Raw genomic sequence first — 17,453 nt, 5'->3', positions numbered from 1 at the left:
AATTTACCAACTTCATTCCTATTTGTCAAATGTTTTAGGCCATTCTTACGAAATTAAAAAGGCTTCAAATACATTATTCCCTAAAAAGATTCCTTTTTGGGTCATCGCAAGCCGCCCATCACGCTCAGTGAGCAGCTCTTGTCTCATTAATTGAGCAATTTGCTCACCATAAACATGCTCGATTGATTCTCCAAATTTTTCTTTAAAATTCTTGATGCCGACGCCTTTCATCAGACGAAGGCCAAGAAACATTTCTTCCTCCATTTTTTCTGTGACGGTGACCGGATGTTCGGATACTCTCCCGTTGCCCCGCTCGCGCACACGTTCTATATACTTTTTCACCGGACCAGCATTAGCATATCTCATGCTGTTCCAATAGCCGTGTGCACCCGCGCCAATGCCGTAGTATTCTTCATTGCTCCAGTACATTGAATTATGGACGCCTTCATAACCCGGCTTTGCGAAATTGCTAATTTCATAGTGATGAAGTCCATGTCTCTCCAACTCGAGAATGATCTGACCATACATATCAGCCTCGATATCTTCTCCGGGCAGTCTTAACTTTCCACTCTTCATTCGATTGTAGAAAATCGTTTTCGGCTCCAGCTGAAGCGAATAAATGGAGATGTGCGGCGTCCCCAAACTCAGCGCCTGTTGCAGCGACTCGTGCAGGCTAGCTTCCGTCTGTCCCGGCAAAGCAAACATCAGATCAAGCGTCACATTATCAAAACCGCGGCTTTGCGCGAGTCGGACTGCGTCTGCCGCATCGTCCGCTTTATGTGCTCGCCCGATTTCTTTAAGCAGCCGATCATCAAAGGTTTGAACCCCGATGCTAAGCCTTGTTACACCGAATCGCTTCATGATGTCTAATTTTGCCTCATTTAAGCTTTCCGGGTTGGCTTCAACCGTAAACTCTTTGACGGATGGATTCAGTAAATAGCGTTCAATAGCGGTGAAAAGTCGCTCAAATTGCGTTTCATTAAGCGCAGTCGGTGTCCCGCCGCCAATATAAATGGTTTGGGGACGCCCTTCCTTGCCGTAACCGCGCATCTCCAGGGCAAGTGCGTCTAAATAGTCGTCGACAGGCTGGTTCTTCATAAACACTTTGTTAAAGTCGCAATAATAACAGATGTGATCGCAAAAAGGGATATGGATGTATGCCCCACGTTTAGTCGTCATGACTCATCCGGAAAACGGACATGAATGCCTCCTGCGGTACTTCGACACTGCCGACAGCCTTCATCCGTTTTTTTCCTTCTTTTTGTTTTTCAAGCAACTTACGTTTACGCGACACGTCACCGCCGTAACATTTAGCGAGCACGTTTTTCCGAAGTGCCTTAATTGTTGATCGAGAAATAATCTTTTGACCAATCGCCGCCTGAATCGGCACTTCAAATTGTTGCCGTGGAATCAGTTCTTTCAATTTCTCGACGATCCCTTTTCCGCGATCATAGGCGAATTCTTGGTGAACAACGACCGAAAGCGCATCCACCTTTTCACCATTAAGCAAAATATCCATTTTCACCAAATCGCTCACACGATAGCCGTCCATCTCGTAATCCAGAGAGGCATAGCCTTTCGTGCTTGATTTAAGAATATCAAAAAAGTCATACATGATTTCCGACAAAGGCAAATCATAGATAACATTAGTCCGATTAGCGTCAAGATACTCCATCGTCTGAAATTCGCCGCGCTTCCTTTGGCAAAGCTCCATGATCGCACCAACATAATCATTAGGCGTCATGATCGTCGCTTTAACATAGGGCTCCTCTACCTCGGCGATGTATTTGCGGTCCGGCATCTCAGACGGATTACCCACACGCACTTTCGACCCATCAGTCAAGCGGACACTGTAAATAACGCTTGGTGCGGTCGCGATCAGATCGATATTGAATTCACGCTCCAAACGCTCTTGAACAATATCCATATGAAGCAAACCGAGAAATCCGCATCGGAATCCAAAGCCAAGAGCCTCCGAAGTCTCCGGCTCATATTGAAGCGATGAGTCGTTCAGTTCGAGTCTGCCAAGCGCTTCCCGCAGATCATCATACCGAGCGGTGTCAATAGGATAGAGCCCGCAGTAAACCATCGGATTCATTTTCCGATATCCGGGCAGCGGCTTATCAGCGGGACGTTCCGCATGAGTTATCGTATCGCCGACTTGCGTGTCATGAACCGATTTTATCGATGCGGTCAGGAAACCGACATCCCCGACGGACAGCTCATCGCGATTTTCAATTTTAGGTGTGGAAACGCCAACCTCTAACACCTCGAATGTTTTTCCATTTGCCATCATTTTAATTGTATCGCCGACGCGGACGGTACCTTCAACCACCCGAATATAAACGATGACACCTCGATACGCGTCATAAAGCGAATCAAAAATAAGCGCTTGAAGCGGCGCATCCGGATCGCCTGACGGTGCGGGAATTTTATCAATAATCTGTGCCAGAATTTCATCCGTTCCGATTCCGGTTTTCGCCGATGCCAGCACAGCCTCAGAGGTGTCAAGACCAATCACGTCTTCAATCTCTTGCTTGACGCGATCAGGATCGGCGTTCGGAAGGTCGATTTTATTAATAACCGGAACAATTTCCAGATCGTTCTCTAGGGCAAGGTAGACATTTGCCAAGGTCTGCGCCTCGACCCCCTGAGCGGCATCGACGACGAGCAGTGCTCCTTCACAGGCAGCTAGGCTCCGCGACACCTCATAAGAAAAATCGACATGCCCAGGTGTGTCGATCAAATGAAAAATATACGTTTTTCCATCCGGCGCTTTATAATTCAATTCCACCGCGTTCAATTTTATCGTAATCCCGCGTTCACGTTCAAGATCCATCGCATCCAGCGTTTGTGCCTTCATCTCTCTTTGCGTGAGCGCTTGTGTTGCTTCCAAAATTCGATCGGCTAATGTTGATTTGCCGTGATCGATATGCGCGATGATTGAAAAATTACGGATTCGCGACTGACGTGCGTCTTGCTTCTCTGACATAGTTGTTCCTCCTGCTCGCAAAAAACATCACTTAATCTCGATTATATCAATCGTCAAGTCACGTTTCAATGAGGAACCATGAAAGCATGTGATTGTGAATTGCATGAAATCACTTTTAGCACATGATAAACTCATAAAATAATAAGAAAAAGGCTCCCCCATTAATTGATTGTCATCAAAATGTTCTTTAAGGATTGATTTAATGATGCCGCTGCTTCATTCAGCCACAGATCAAGCTTCTTGGTGTTCCATCGACAATTATCTACAAGTCGATCATTTATCATTTCCTAGACAAAAAAGCAGCCGGAATTCCAGCTGTTTTGTATCAATGCCTTAAGCAAATATTTGGATTAATCCATCCACAAACTCTGCAATGGCGCTGACTCCCCATAAAAATAGGCGCTGCACTCTGTCCGAGAGTGAATAACCATGGCTCTCGGTACCACTATTTGTCGGTGTATTTGTATTTAGCTCCTCTGAATCCGTCGATGATTCATGTTCACTTTTAGGAACCACAATTTTTTGTTCATGAAAAACCGTGCGTGTCGTTTCATTACTGAACTGCGGCTGATGTGCATCCCGAACCGTAACCGCCCCGTAAAGTGCGCACAAGAGAAGTACGAATAGTACCACGAAACACTCAATGACGATACGTTTCATCTCCCGTCGCTCCCTTTCATTCAAGGCTTGTCCCTTGTTCGTAGTTTCATTTTATGCGCGCAAACGAATATTCATGACTTAATGCGTAAAATGACCGACATTCCCTTGGTCGATCTGATGATGCAGTGCTGCGTTTAAGCCTTCAGCGATGACATTGCCCATTTTTTCAATGAAAAAGTCAACTTCCTTAGGTGTGACCATAAGCTGAGTGCCGCTCGCTCCAAGCGCCTCTTGAATTAATTGCGCCTTTTCTACCTCGTTCAATGTACCGACCATACCGAGAAATGCTGCGCGATCCTCCTTGCTAGGCAAATTTAGTTTTTTGTAGTCCACCTTTTCCCCAAATGACATCCATGACGGAGCAAGTGATTTGGAAGGCCTCGTATCTTTCATTTCCCGCTCCAGATGGCGCAGCAGCAAGTCAAGCGAGTCACTCGTAATCGTTACCGCGTCAACAACTGTTGGCACGCCAATAGCAATGACTGGAATTCCCAATGTTTGCTTGCTCAATTCTTTCCGATTGTTTCCAATTCCCGATCCCGGATGAATACCGCTGTCGGCAACCTGAATCGTTGTATTTACACGATCAATCGCGCGTGCCGCCAGCGCGTCAACGGCAATAAGAAAATCCGGTTTCGTTTTCTCGATCACGCCAAGAATGATATCACTCGTCTCAATACCTGTGACTCCCATAACTCCTGGTGTTATGGCGCTGACCGGACGATAACCCGGCTGCACATTCTCCGGCTGAAGGTCAAACAGATGCTTTGTCACAAGCACATTCTCCACCACACTCGGCCCAAGTGCATCCGGCGTCACTTTTAAGTTTCCCAACCCGACAATAAGACAACTCGCGTCATCTGCAATATCCAACTGTTTGAGAAATTGAGAGAAATAATGAGCAAACACCTTTTCTGTTTTTCCTTCGATATCAGTGTCACCGGTACGCAGCTCCTTCGCTTCAAAGGTAAGATACGCTCCTGGCTTCTTGTTCATCGCTTCGGCCGCTTGCTGATTGATAGTCATTGACGTCACTTTAATGCCGGATTCCATTTTCTCCTCAATATGAACACCCTGAATTGTCGGCTGACTTTCATTCGCCTCAATTGCCAGGTCTGTTCGTACCGCATATTGCTTTAAATCCAGATCTCTATTCATGCAAAGTCCTCCTCGTTAATTGACCTTCTTCACTAAGAACGGAATTTCCGCACGCCCATAGCAACTTCATATCTGTTAAAAGGATGTTCATTTACGCTTTTTTCATTCATTCATTGCAAAAGACGGGAGCCTTTGATACAATACAGTTTGTCAGAATGAATCTCTGCTCATAGGAATAGAGGCCTTTTCGGTCTATCGTTTATTTATATAAGAACGTTTTTATTTCGGCAGAGTTAGTATGATGACCGGGAATTCATGATTTGGAGGTGAATCGAATGCCAAATATTAAATCAGCAATTAAACGTGTGAAAACGAGCGAAGCGAACCGTCAGCACAACGTGCAATACAGGTCCGCAATGCGCACAGCGATTAAATCATTCAACGTAAAGGTTGAAGAAAATGATGTTGAAGGCGCAAAGGATGCTTTTCTTACTGCTACGAAGAAAGTCGACAAAGCAGTGACTAAAGGATTAATCCATAAAAATAAAGCAGCACATGAAAAATCAAGGCTGTCCAAGAAAATGAATAGTTTGAACGCTTAATTATGAAAAATGGCTCGCTTCTCAAAGCGAGCCTCTTTTTTTTGCATTTTTTCTCATAGTCAAGCTGCTTTTCCAGATATCTGAACGATCAGAAGCTCAAGTGCAAGCACTTTGTCCGCTTGTCCGGTCTTGATCTGATAATCCGTTTGCGCACATTTCTCCAACGCATTTTGCAACAAAGCAGTGCTGAATAAGCGCGTCTGCTCAAGTGCCAACTTAACCGCATAGGGGTGAACACCGATCTTGCTCGCAATGCTGTTTTGTGTGTAGCCTTCCTTCTGATAGTATCCTGCTTGATACACGATCCGGAATTGACGTTCCAAAAGTGCAAGCAGCTTCAGTGGTTCTTCTTTCATTCGAACAAGTTCATGAAGCAATTGCAGTGCCTGCGCCGTTTTTCTGTGCATCACCTGATTCACAAGCAGAAAAACATTCGTCTCAAGCGATTTTGAACCGATCTCTTCAACCACCTGCGCGTCAATCGCGCGATCCGCATCGCAGTACAGAGCACATTTTCCAACCTCATTGGCAAGTTGACCAAGATGAGGACCAATCGCTGCCAGCAGCTGTTCATGGCCTTCCTTCGTGTATCGCGTGCCATATTGGGCGGCAACGTTCTCAAGAATAGTGAAAAGCGTCGTGTCCGAAAGGTGTGATAATTCATAGACAGCGGCCGATTTTTCAAGCTTTTTGACAATTTTCTTACGTCGATCAAGCTTTTCGTAAGGAGCATTTATAATGAGCACAGCACTCTCTGCCGGATGTTCCATGTATTGTTCCAATCGGTCAATTTTTTGCTCAATTTTCGTCTTCGTTCGTTCAGCTGTCAAAAAGTAAGCATTTTCTATAATGACAACTTTCTTATCACCGAAAAATGGAATCGTTTCCGCATCTTCAATCGCATGCTCAAGCGGAAGTTCCGTCATATCGTATTTGGAAAAATTAAAATCACGTTCTTCATCGTTTAACGCTTCACTCGTGATGTTTTTTTTCATCATTTGGATGAGAAAATCCTGCGTGCCGAAGAGCAGATAGATGGGCGCAAGCGGTTTACTTATCGATAAGTTTGCTGACTTAGGTGCTGCCATTGGTGGTGTTCATCCTTTACCTCGAATTCTTCAAAGCGCCTTACGCGCTCTGTACCTATACCTACTTTACCGTCCCGCCGCCCTAATGACAAGACACCCAGCCGCATTCCCCGGTATTATTGGTCACTCTGGATGCGGCTTGAGAATCTTGTGCCTATGCGACACTTCAGCTGCTCGCTTGCCGCGCGCGTCTCGAACAGACTTATTGATAAAATGCCGTTGAACTCATCAAATTTTTTAGACGTATTATTCTATTCCATGAATCCTTTTGATTCTTGATTAAGTAACGTGGCCGGAAATAAAATAAGCGGAGATTTTCCGGTTATTTGCATCATGGCGCTTGTTTCACAGATAAACAAGGGTAATTTTTCCGCTTATGCACAGAAAAAATCTCCATTTTCACGTTTTTCGATGCGATAAGCGGAATTTCTCCGTCTATTTAAGCAATTTTTTCATTCATTTTCTAAATAAGCGGAATTTCTCCGTTTATTTCTGAGATTGGGCGCTTATCTAATCGCCCAACCAAATCTTGTGACGCTTACCGTCGTACCGGCAAGGCAAAACGCTATACTATCTTGTCTTGCAAAAAAAAGAAAGCGGCTTATCGCCGCTTCCTGTTATATATGAACGCCGACCGGCGAAGCCTAGGACATCGCTGGTCAAACGATATACATTACTCTCTCTATGTTATCCTATGACTTAAAAAAGTATGGGTGACAACTGTTATTTTGCGTTTTATAAATGATGGAAATTATGGGTGATAGAGGTGCTCAAAATCGATAACTCGCTCATTGTCAAACTTAAATTGGATCGCCCCCAATTGATCGGTGCGCAAGCTGCTTATTTGATGCGCGGCAAGCAATTGGACAACCTCTTGATGTGGATGACCATAACGATTTCCTTTGCCACAGGAAATAATCCCGATCGCGGGTTGAAGCTGATTCAGCCATTCTTCCGATGTTGACGTACGGCTGCCATGATGGCCAAGCTTGAGCACGTCGGCAGTTGTTCCCGGATAGCGTTCGAGCAGCGCTTTTTCACCGTTCTGGCTTAAATCACCAGTAAACAGCCACTGTCTGCCGCCTAATTCCGTATGCAGCACGATGGAGTTATCATTGCTCTCCTTCGATCTTGCAGTCGGAGCAAGCACATGAAACTCTGCTTTTCCGAGCCTCAGCGTCATTCCCGAATGAATACGTTTCACCACAGTTCCGTCACGCACCATTTTTCTGAAAAGCGCCTGATCGTTTGCATCCGGATCATGATACGGACTCACGAGCAGCTGATTAATCCGCACTTTACCTACGATCCCTTTCAAACCTCCGACGTGATCGTAATCTCGATGTGTCAGTACAAGCGCGTCGAGATCATTAATACGCAAAGCCGACAATTCGTGAAGCACCACATCTCTCCCGACTTCAAATGGTTTTTTCCGTTCCCTCCACTTTTCACGACCAAACGAAATCGTCCCTCCGGTGTCAATCAGCACCGCGCCTTGTTTGTTAGGGAGCTGAATCAAGATGCTGTCACCTTGACCGACGTTCAGAAACGTCACCGTACCGCGATCATCGAGAAGATCAGCAAGTGACACACTCATAAAAATCAGACCAAAGGGAACCAGCAATACCAAAATCGCTTTTTTATTCCGGAAGTGTTCCCAGAAAAGCAATGAAGCGACAATAAAAAAGACAGAAAGACTTGTTTGCCATCCGGTTAAGGCTCCATAATTCAGTTGAAACGGCGGATGCTGCGCAAGGTAGAGCAGAATACGATGAGGAACAGATAACAAAATATCCAGAACGTAAGAGAAAAAACCGGAAAGGCCAATAAATGTCAAACTGCAGAAATACGCAGCAGTGCATAGTGGAAATATTATGAAGGTGATAAATGGAACGAAGAAAACACTGAGAACAATACCTGCGAGTGAAAGCTGAAAGAAACTTGAGACAATGATTGGGAACGTTGCAAGTTCGCAAATTACTGAGAGGATGATCATTCGCATAACCGGGGATCGATAAGATTTAACTACTGTTGGGCCGGCAATAAGGACAACAAAGGTTACAACGAATGAAAGCTGAAAGCCCAAATCAAACACAACGTTCGGATCATAAACGACCATCAGAAGACAAGCAATACTGATTGGATCCGAAACCGGAATATTCCGCTTTTTCATCAGTGTAAAAATGAGCACGCAACTGGCTGTAATTCCGGAACGCACGATGGACGGCTCAGCACCGGTAAGTACGACATAGGCTGGAATCAATGCAAGTAACAGAAGCGATGCGTGTTCCCGAACCATCCCAACGCGCCTGAGCATATAGAACAAAGTGCCGAACACAACGGCGACATGCATGCCGGAAACAACGAGCAGATGTACCAAACCGAACATCCTGTATGCTGACGTAAGCCCTTCTTCCATTTGATCATCCGACCCAAACAGCAAAGCGTTCATCATTTCCGAAGAAGAAGGTGTGAAGTTTTCGGAAATAAACGTAATCTGATTTTGTCGAACGAGGCGAAGCAGATCGGCAAGTGTCAGTGAAGACTTGGAATAGGCAGGTAATTGGCTCGTCTTCATTTGCCAATAAATATGATGTCGTTCTAAATACAAGCGCTGATTAAACGCGTGAAAATTACCAGGCAGCTCCGGTTTCTCAAGTTTCCCGATCACGCGGCAAACCATGCCGGTTTTCAGTTCACGAATTAACGTATTCTTCTGATCTTCCGTTTGCAAATGCAAATCAACTTGCACCAGTTCGCCCTGTTCTGTCTTCATTCGAAAGCGAAGCAGATCGCCGTCAAAATGAGGAAGATCGGCAATCCGACCGCTTAATGTTTGTTCTTTTCCGGATAAGATTGATTCATTTTCTTGAAAAAATGTGAGATCAATTTTTACGACCAAAAAAACAAGAAAAAGAATTGTAAGCAGCCGAAATTTGCGTTTCGATACAAGGAATAGCCCGTAAGCGACAAGCAGCACGAGCGGAACAAACGAATCGCCGTCTAAAAGGCCCCAAGCTGATAAGCAGCTGCAAAGGGCGACTAGGTGCCACTTACCGGCAAAAGGCATATTGAGCCGTTCTGAAGAGGATTAGTTGATAATCAATACGATCGTTCACATGAAAACCCCTCCTTCATTTAGTTTCTTGTACTCCCGCGAGCTTTAGTTTAATCAGATCATCAAATGGAACCTTTTTTACAGTCACATGTGCCGCTTTGTAGAGCTCACTGGCGTACGGGTGATTTTTGTAATCCTTAGCAAAATAGACACCTTTGATCCCCGCTTGAATGATTGCCTTACAGCACTGCAAGCATGGATAATGAGTGACGTAAATTTCCGCACCTTCTGTCGGCTCTCCGAACTTTGCGCATTGGAGAATCGCGTTCATCTCCGCATGAATGGTGCGCACGCAATGTCCGTCGATCATATAGCAGCCTTCATCCGTACAATGTGGTCCGCCGGCGATTGAGCCATTGTACCCGCCGGCAATAATGCGCTTCTCGCGGACGATGGTTGCGCCGACAACCAGCCTTGTACATGTACTTCGAGACGCGAGCAAATGACTCTGCGCCATAAAATATTGATCCCAAGATAGTCTTTCCATGATCTAACAGCCTCCCGATTTAGCAACCTGTCCCTATTGTATCAGAATCCGCCTCTTATTTTCATTTCTATTATCAGTTGTGCGCTTACTGGAGTGACATATTTGGTTTCATCTTCTCCAAAGACTTCTCACCAATTCCTGAAACATCTGTCAACTCATCCAGGCTATTGAAAGGTCCATGCTCATCTCGATACTGAATAATCGCCTTCGCTTTTGCAGGACCGATTCCGGGCAGATTCTGCATCGCTTGTTCATCCGCCGTATTTACATTCACCATCTCTGTGCTCCCCTGCTGCCCAGACACCGCTCCCGGTGCCCCGCCGGCAGACACCTGCATCTCTTCACCTTTCTCCGGCACATAAATTACCATCTCATCGGCCAATTTCTGGGCCAGATTGATTTTGTCGCGATCCGCTTTTTTGCTGAAACCGCCAGCCTGCTTAATACCATCAATGACACGGTCAGATGCTTGCGCATGATAAATGCCCGGATTTCGTACGGCCCCTTTTACATCGATAACAAGTTCTGAAGGTAAACTATTTTGCTTGCTGATTGGGCTTTCGGATATACCGTTACTTTTCTGTTGCTTCGAAAAGAGCTGATCGGTTTTCCGCACTTCCGCTGATCGCTTGAGATTGTTTTGATGCTGATAAAGCAGCCAAAAGATGAGAAGGGCCGCGACTACGCCGATAATCACCCATACTCTAAATTTATTCAAGCGCTCTCTCAAACCATTGCCTCCTCTTGCATAATTAGTGAAGTCAGGTATTGTCAGACATAATCCATAAGTTTGTGACATAGGTTCAAAAAGGATACTGAAGCGAGATTGAGGTGGAAAATCATGAGAATCGGTGTGATTGGGACCGGAAATATGGGCGCGCTGCTTGTCGACGCATTGGTAAAAAGCAAGGCAGTAAAGCCACGGTTTATTTCTGTAATGAACAGAACAAAGAAAAAAGCATTGGACCTGGCGAAGAAGCATCACCGGTTGTCTGTTTATGAATCGCCGGTTGATATCCTCCGGCACGCAGATATTGTCTTTCTTTGCGTCAAACCCGGCCAATTCTACTCCTTGCTCCAATCGCTACGCGGCGCATGGCATCCCGGACAGATTGCGATCTCCATAACAAGTCCAGTTTCCGTGAGTCAGCTCGAGCAGCTGATTCCTTGCCAGGTCGCACGGGTGATTCCGAGCATTGTCAACCAAGGCCTTTCAGGCAGCACGCTCGTCACATTCGGAACAAGTATGACCGATATTCAGAAAAGCAAACTATGGGCGATTCTCTCCCAGTTTTCTCATCCGATCGAGATCGATGAGGAAAATGTCCGCGTGGCTTCAGACCTCTCCAGCTGCGGTCCCGCATTTATCTCTTTTCTGTTGCGAAAAATGATTGACGGCGCGGTGAATACAACATCGCTCTCAAAAAAACAAGCAACACAGTTAACAACTGAGATGGTCGAGGGCTTGGGCAAGCTGTTTGCGGAGCAGATTTACACGCTCGAAGAATTGCAAAAGAAAGTGACAGTCAAGGGCGGTGTAACAGGGGTTGGTTTAGATATCTTGGAACAGGGATATAACGAAGACTTTGAAAAGCTCTTCTCGGCGACACAGCAAAAGTTTGCCGAAGATCGACAGGCAGTGAACGCTGCCTTTAATCAAGAAGAAGTCTAAAACGGGATCTTTTACTATTTCGACAAATCAACGTGAATCCCTTCTAATCAAATTAAAAAAATGACCCGAACGATTATTCCTTAGTGGAAACATCAGTCAGGATCATTTCTTTTTTATTGTCACATAGCTTGGTAGTTATCGTTGGGGCTGCACCATGTGATCGGAAGCTGTGTAGAATCATGCCTACCATGATGATCAGCATGCCTGTCCAAGAAAGAAGCGAAGGTAACGGAGTGGACAAAAGGACAAGTTCCCCTAACACTGTAAACAAGACTTCCATTGATTGCGTCGCTTCAACGGTCGCCAACTTCTGCATATTGCCCCTCACTTGGTCTGTCGCCGAAAAGAACAGAATGGTCGCAATAACCCCGGAACTAATCGCAACAATAAACGACTGAACCACCTGAGTTCGGCTTGGCATTCCCGCTGTAAAAATGCCGAACACCGCAAGAATAAGCCAGAAAGGCATACTCGCCAGTGTCATTCCGAACACACGTTGATATGTATCCAAACGATCGCCGCATACGTCCATCATTTTTCTATTGCCGAGCGGATAAGCAAAAGCCGCAAACACAACCGGAGCAACCGCAAGTAGTGCATAGCTAAGAGAAAGACTGCTTGCCTGCTCCACCTGAAGGAGTGCGATGCCGATCAAGATGATCAATGAGAACATAAGACCTTTTACAGGGATACGGCCTCTTATCCGCACCACGCCATTTACAGTGTGCGTTGTCTCATAAAAGAGCGGTGACAGTAATGAACCGGCAATAATTGTGAACTGCCATGTACCCGCGATCAGCCAACCAGGCGCGAAACTAGCTGAATAACAGAGCGGCGCATAGAATAATCCAAAACCGACAGAGCTCCATAACACCCAGCGCGGCCAATTGGACCTCATCTCACGCAATAGATCCAGAAAATTTCCACGCATAATAACAATTAAAGCAAGGAAAGGCAGCATAAAAAAATAACGCAATGTGCCGCTCCAGACCCAACTGCCGCCGGATAATTCCATCGAATGATTAAAGATAAAAGCCGCGGCAAAGAAAAACGCTGCTAACACACCGAGCATTATCGCTTTCAAGTCTACACCTCCGCGTTTACACGTAACATCCAATCTCTTCATAATTAAGTAAAAAAATGTGGAGAATGAACAGTCATCTCCACAAATTACTCGCTTTACATATTACATAGGTTTTTTTTCTAACGTATATAATGGGGCGTCTCCCCATAACTTTTCCAATTGATAATAATCACGTTCATCCTTATGAAAGACATGGGCAACGACATCCCCAAAATCAATCAGAACCCAGCGCGCCTGATCATATCCTTCCATCCGATGAATCGTCAGCCCTTTCTCCTCCGCTGCTTTCCGGAGCGCCATGGAGATGGCCTGTACTTGTTTTCCAGAATCACCATGGCAAATGATAAAGTAATCGGCAATAATTGAAATACCTTGCATTTTTAGCATGACAAGATCTTGAGCTTTTTTGTCGTCTGCGGTCTCCGCAAGATATTTGACCCATTCTTCGCTGTTCATTCAGTCACCTCATCGATTTTCTTGTTTTTTTGTTCTCGTACAAGATCATTATATGCTTCAAACGTCTTTGGATAGACGCTTTGTTGCTTGGAGAGAAGATGCGTGATCGTCTTCTGTAATTCCAACAACACAGCCGTATCCAAATTCCGCTTAGCCGCTTCCCTGACTTCATCAACTCCAGGAAAATCACGGCTTGGCTCTATATAATCGGCCAGAAAAATTATTTTTTCAAGAAGAGTCATTTGTTTGCGTCCGGTTGTGTGATAAATCATTGGATTTAGAATATCCAAATCAGCGATACCATACGTTTTTTCAACATAAACCGCCCCGGCAGGAGCATGCCACAATTTATCTGAATACTCTAGGCAGTCACTCCACGTCCCTGGTTTGCTCAAAATCATTGCCTTTAATTCATCATCTGAGAAATATTTGACAATATCATGCAGCATTCCGGCGAGCCTGGCCTTTCTTTCATCTGCGCCATATTTTTTCGCAAGTTTTCCCGCTGTTTCTGAAACACCAACGGAATGTACATACCGTTTTTCAGGTAAAATGTCCTTAATTGCTCGCTGTGCTTCATCAATCTTCATAAAGCCCTCGCTCCTTTATGTAGTTTATGACCGCGTCATTCAAAAAGTAACGGCATGACCGACCCTGTCTCAATCTCCTACGCAAAAAGCTCGAGGATAAATCCACCTTTGGCATATCAATGTAGCGCACATCGGCGAAGTCGGGATGCGTCTCCGGATAGCCCGGCCGTTTGAATGCGATGAATGATGTCAATTTGCTTAACTCAACTACCTGATGCCATGTTGGGAGGTCATCAACCATGTCCGCGCCAAGAATAAAGTAAAAATGATAATTCGGATATTTTTCAGTCAACTCGCGAAAAGTATCCACAGTATAGGACTTGCCCTTACGCTCAATTTCCGCTCGGCAAACAGCAAATCGTTCATTCTCTTTAATCGCCAGATGTACCATATCCGCGCGTTGTTCGGCGCTTGCGCGAGCCGTTTTCCCTTGTACGTGCGGCGGTTGGTAGCTCGGTAGGAACCAAACTTGATCAAGTTCACACGCTTCAAGAGCCTCCTCTGCAATCAGCAGATGCATCAGATGTGGCGGATCAAACGTGCCTCCGAAAACGCCAATTCTCTTATTTATCATGGGTATGCCTACTTTTTCGGAACTTCAATCCGCATATGCTCTTTGGAACGTCTATATAAAACAGCGGTATGACCGATCACCTGAATAAGCTCCGAACCTGTGCGTTCACTAATTTCCGTGCTTGCATCAAACGGATCTTCGAATGTATTTTGTAAAAACTGCACCTTGATTAGCTCACGTTTCTCGAGCACATGATCAATCTCATTAATAAATTGATCATGTACACCGGTTTTGCCAACTTGAAAAACCGGTCTGAGCGGGTGCGCCAATTTTTTTAAATATTTTCTTTGATTATTGCTCAGCATACGTTCTTTAACTCCTCCATAATTAACTCATCAAATACATTTTAATAAGGTGGTTCTCCATTTTTACAGTTTCAGGAAATACTCCCGTCCATTTCTGGAAAGCAAGCGCCCCCTGATAAACCAGCATCGATAGACCATTCATTACAGGATGACCGAGCCGCTCGGCTTCTCGCAGAAACGCAGTTCTTCTTGGACTATAGATCAAATCCGCAAAGAGGGTTCCGGGAAGCGCCCTGTTTAAATGAATAACCGAATGATCTGCATCTGGATTTAAACCAATTGATGTTGTATTAATGACAACCTGATACCGATCCAATTGCCGTTCGGCCTGATCGAATTTTAAAGCATCAGAATCGCTGTACGCACCGCAAGCCGCACTCAACGCCACCGCTTTTGAACAAGTCCGATTGCAAATATCGACGCGCGCCCCCATCGCTCGTGCTAACGTCAACGCTACAGATCGCGCGGCTCCACCTGCTCCAATCACTAGAATGGATGGCCTTTTATTGATAAAACTGGGAAAATTCCTTTGTAACCCCTTAAGAAAACCAATACCATCCGTATTGTACCCAATCAGTCTGCCACCTGTTTGAACAACAGTATTTACAGCTCCAATCACTTCAGCAGCCTCATCAACTTCGTCAAGTAATGACAAAATAGCTGTTTTGTGTGGAAAAGTGACATTAAATCCCTTTACCCTTGCTTCTTTTATACGCGACACTGCTTGGACAAGGTCACACTTTTCCACCGGATAAAGCCGGTAATCACCCGAAATACCATATTCTTCAAACCAAAAATTATGCATGGCCGGTGACAGACTGTGCGCAATGGGCGCGCCAATAAGACCATACTTATCTTCCATTTGTCGTTACCCCTTTATAATCGATGGACGTAGAGAAACCCCTATTCCTTTCGGTGCATAAGCAGAAACCCTAGCCCCTTTTCCTTTGATTGTGATCCAACCCAGCCCGGAAAAAACAACATCCGAGTCCGGTTCATCGGTACGAAAATCATAACGCACCATTGCCGGAAGGCTCGTCCCCTCACTTGGCGGAGCAAGCAGCCGGCCAAGCTGCCTTTCATATAAATCATCCGCCTGTTCCATCTTTGTGCGATGAATAAGCAATGATCCCGCCGCATACACGATCAGAGATCTTTTTGCAGGTCCGATATAGTCAATTCGCGCAAGCCCGCCAAGAAATAACGTTTGGTTTTCGTTGAGCTGAAAAACCTTCGGCTTAACTTCTTTTCCAGGCATAATCTTTTTGTAATCACGCGTTTCCACAAAGTGTGCCACCTGGTGATCATTAACAACCCCGGGCGTATCATAAAGATTACGATCATCATCCAGCGGAATCGCAATGAAATCCAAGGTCGTTCCAGGAAATTTTGATGTCGTAATCACTGAATCTCCGGAGCCAAGCTGCTGAATCAGATGATTAATAAAGGTCGACTTTCCCACATTTGTCGTGCCCACAACGTAGACATCGCGGCCTTTGCGATAGTAATCAATACAAGATGCCACATCATCAAGGCCGTGATTTTTAGCCGCACTCATTAATACAACATCCACCGGTTTTAACCCTTGCTCATGCGCAGAACGACGCATCCAGCTGATCAATTTGTTCGGATTCGTCGATTTTGGAAACAGGTCCTGTTTATTTCCAACAAGAAGCACCGGATTATTACCGACAAAACGCTGCAGACCGGGAACCCAGCTTCCGGCAATATCGAACAGATCAACCAAATAAACGACCAAAGCATCCTTCTCGGAGATCCGAGAAAGCATGTTCAGAAAATCATCTCCGGTCAGTGAGACATCTTGAATTTCATTATAATGTGCCAAACGAAAACAGCGTTGGCAAACCACAGGATCATGCTGCAACGCGCTTGTCGGGGCATAACCAAGTGCATTTGGATCGTTGGTCTGAATCTTTACGCCGCAACCGGCGCAATAAAGTTCATCCATGCATTATTCCTCCCATTTCAGCCATCCTTTGCGCCTCATCTGAGAAAGGATAAAACGTTCCAAATGACGGTTAACTTTGGTCGCCCAACCATCAGTAGAGGCAATAGGTGTTACTAAAATTGTGTGAGCGCCGACTTGATTGGCTCCCCACACATCAGTCAGCAATTGATCGCCGACGACCACCATTTCGTCTTTTCTCACCTTCATGATTCGCATCGCGCGTTTAAAGGCAAAAGGCAGCGGTTTTCGCGCTCGATAAATGTAGGAAACACCGGCGGAATGCGAAAACAGCTTGACCCTTTTCTCACTATTGTTCGACAGAACCATAACCGAGATTCCCGCCTCTTCCAGAGAAGAGAACCAGCCGATCAGTTCCGGTGTTATCTCCTTTTCATTCCAAGCGATAAGTGTATTGTCCAGATCTGTGACCAGCGCTTTTATTCCTCGCTGCTTCAGTTTATCCGGTTGAATATCTAGAATACTTTCTACATGTTCCTCAGGTAAAAATTTTCTCAACACTGAATTCTCCACCTCATATTCTGTTCTCATTTTCCCACATGTTGACGATTTTACCAAGTCCTAAATCATTTTTATCAGACAACGATTCAAAAAAATCTATTGACCCCGTGTAAAAAACATAAACCGACTATTCTATGTGCGACATTGACCATCCAGTTCCTAAATATTTCGACAAAAGTTGACAGCATAATTTTTGTGGATAAATTTGTCCACATCACCATCCAATAGACTTCACTATT

Annotated in this window: 18 protein-coding genes; 2 read left to right on the top strand and 16 right to left on the bottom strand. The window is 45.1% G+C overall.

Going from position 1 to position 17,453, the window contains the following annotated elements:
• Positions 1 to 45: 45 nt before the first annotated feature.
• The 4 genes from hemW to gpr all read right to left on the bottom strand — a co-directional run bounded on the left by hemW (position 46) and on the right by gpr (position 4,810).
• Positions 46 to 1,179 (bottom strand): radical SAM family heme chaperone HemW, encoded by a 1,134-nt coding sequence (gene hemW / locus BM003_RS02935; protein WP_093669941.1) that lies wholly within the window; start codon positions 1,177 to 1,179, stop codon positions 46 to 48.
• Positions 1,169 to 2,992 carry a translation elongation factor 4 gene (gene lepA / locus BM003_RS02930; protein ID WP_093669939.1) on the bottom strand — a complete coding sequence of 608 codons (1,824 nt, stop codon included), beginning with the start codon at positions 2,990 to 2,992 and terminating at the stop codon, positions 1,169 to 1,171. Before lepA ends, hemW begins: the two co-directional genes overlap by 11 nt.
• Positions 2,993 to 3,325: 333 nt before the next feature.
• The gene (locus tag BM003_RS02925) at positions 3,326 to 3,652 is read right to left on the bottom strand and encodes a hypothetical protein (RefSeq protein ID WP_093669937.1); all 327 of its coding nucleotides are present in this window, start codon (positions 3,650 to 3,652) and stop codon (positions 3,326 to 3,328) included.
• A 78-nt stretch (positions 3,653 to 3,730) separates the two neighbouring features.
• Positions 3,731 to 4,810, bottom strand: coding sequence for a GPR endopeptidase (gpr, locus tag BM003_RS02920; protein ID WP_093669935.1), 1,080 nt, complete (start codon positions 4,808 to 4,810; stop codon positions 3,731 to 3,733).
• Between the two features lie 275 nt (positions 4,811 to 5,085).
• Here gpr and rpsT point away from each other — a divergent pair, with 275 nt between their 5' ends.
• Positions 5,086 to 5,352: a 30S ribosomal protein S20 gene (gene rpsT, locus BM003_RS02915; protein ID WP_093669933.1), complete on the top strand. Its 267-nt coding sequence runs from the start codon at positions 5,086 to 5,088 to the stop codon at positions 5,350 to 5,352.
• Between the two features lie 59 nt (positions 5,353 to 5,411).
• Here rpsT and holA read toward each other — a convergent pair whose 3' ends face one another.
• The 4 genes from holA to BM003_RS02895 all read right to left on the bottom strand — a co-directional run bounded on the left by holA (position 5,412) and on the right by BM003_RS02895 (position 10,775).
• Complete coding sequence (gene holA, locus BM003_RS02910; protein ID WP_093669931.1) at positions 5,412 to 6,440, bottom strand: DNA polymerase III subunit delta; 1,029 nt, start codon at positions 6,438 to 6,440, stop codon at positions 5,412 to 5,414.
• A 751-nt stretch (positions 6,441 to 7,191) separates the two neighbouring features.
• On the bottom strand, positions 7,192 to 9,510 hold the full coding sequence (locus BM003_RS02905; RefSeq protein ID WP_093669929.1) for a DNA internalization-related competence protein ComEC/Rec2: 2,319 nt from the start codon (positions 9,508 to 9,510) through the stop codon (positions 7,192 to 7,194).
• A 64-nt stretch (positions 9,511 to 9,574) separates the two neighbouring features.
• Complete coding sequence (locus BM003_RS02900) at positions 9,575 to 10,045, bottom strand: ComE operon protein 2 (protein ID WP_093669927.1); 471 nt, start codon at positions 10,043 to 10,045, stop codon at positions 9,575 to 9,577.
• Between the two features lie 85 nt (positions 10,046 to 10,130).
• Positions 10,131 to 10,775, bottom strand: a complete 645-nt coding sequence (locus BM003_RS02895) for a helix-hairpin-helix domain-containing protein (protein WP_245734013.1) — start codon at positions 10,773 to 10,775, stop codon at positions 10,131 to 10,133.
• Positions 10,776 to 10,886: 111 nt separating this feature from the next.
• Between BM003_RS02895 and comER the strand changes: the two genes are divergently transcribed.
• Positions 10,887 to 11,717 (top strand): late competence protein ComER, encoded by an 831-nt coding sequence (gene comER, locus BM003_RS02890; RefSeq protein ID WP_093669923.1) that lies wholly within the window; start codon positions 10,887 to 10,889, stop codon positions 11,715 to 11,717.
• A 73-nt stretch (positions 11,718 to 11,790) separates the two neighbouring features.
• On the opposite strand, the gene BM003_RS02885 is transcribed toward comER, so the two are convergent.
• From BM003_RS02885 to BM003_RS02850, 8 genes are all read right to left on the bottom strand, one after another.
• Positions 11,791 to 12,801 (bottom strand): DMT family transporter, encoded by a 1,011-nt coding sequence (locus BM003_RS02885; protein ID WP_245734011.1) that lies wholly within the window; start codon positions 12,799 to 12,801, stop codon positions 11,791 to 11,793.
• Positions 12,802 to 12,903: 102 nt separating this feature from the next.
• Positions 12,904 to 13,257, bottom strand: a complete 354-nt coding sequence (rsfS, locus tag BM003_RS02880; protein ID WP_093669919.1) for a ribosome silencing factor — start codon at positions 13,255 to 13,257, stop codon at positions 12,904 to 12,906.
• Positions 13,254 to 13,847 carry a bis(5'-nucleosyl)-tetraphosphatase (symmetrical) YqeK gene (gene yqeK, locus BM003_RS02875; protein WP_093669917.1) on the bottom strand — a complete coding sequence of 198 codons (594 nt, stop codon included), beginning with the start codon at positions 13,845 to 13,847 and terminating at the stop codon, positions 13,254 to 13,256. The genes rsfS and yqeK overlap by 4 nt, the downstream gene beginning before the upstream one ends.
• Complete coding sequence (locus tag BM003_RS02870; RefSeq protein ID WP_093669915.1) at positions 13,837 to 14,421, bottom strand: nicotinate-nucleotide adenylyltransferase; 585 nt, start codon at positions 14,419 to 14,421, stop codon at positions 13,837 to 13,839. The genes yqeK and BM003_RS02870 overlap by 11 nt, the downstream gene beginning before the upstream one ends.
• A gap of 8 nt (positions 14,422 to 14,429) precedes the next feature.
• Positions 14,430 to 14,726 carry a ribosome assembly RNA-binding protein YhbY gene (gene yhbY, locus BM003_RS02865; RefSeq protein ID WP_093669913.1) on the bottom strand — a complete coding sequence of 99 codons (297 nt, stop codon included), beginning with the start codon at positions 14,724 to 14,726 and terminating at the stop codon, positions 14,430 to 14,432.
• Positions 14,727 to 14,748: 22 nt separating this feature from the next.
• Entirely contained in the window at positions 14,749 to 15,588 is an 840-nt protein-coding gene (gene aroE, locus BM003_RS02860; RefSeq protein ID WP_093669911.1) for a shikimate dehydrogenase, read from the bottom strand.
• Positions 15,589 to 15,594: 6 nt separating this feature from the next.
• The gene (gene yqeH, locus BM003_RS02855) at positions 15,595 to 16,695 is read right to left on the bottom strand and encodes a ribosome biogenesis GTPase YqeH (protein WP_093669909.1); all 1,101 of its coding nucleotides are present in this window, start codon (positions 16,693 to 16,695) and stop codon (positions 15,595 to 15,597) included.
• A 3-nt stretch (positions 16,696 to 16,698) separates the two neighbouring features.
• Positions 16,699 to 17,244: a YqeG family HAD IIIA-type phosphatase gene (locus BM003_RS02850; protein WP_281242858.1), complete on the bottom strand. Its 546-nt coding sequence runs from the start codon at positions 17,242 to 17,244 to the stop codon at positions 16,699 to 16,701.
• Positions 17,245 to 17,453: the final 209 nt, after the last annotated feature.

Source organism: Sporolactobacillus nakayamae (assembly GCF_900113325.1).
GTDB lineage: Bacteria > Bacillota > Bacilli > Bacillales > Sporolactobacillaceae > Sporolactobacillus > Sporolactobacillus nakayamae.
This window is presented reverse-complemented; position numbering and strand designations above follow the sequence as displayed.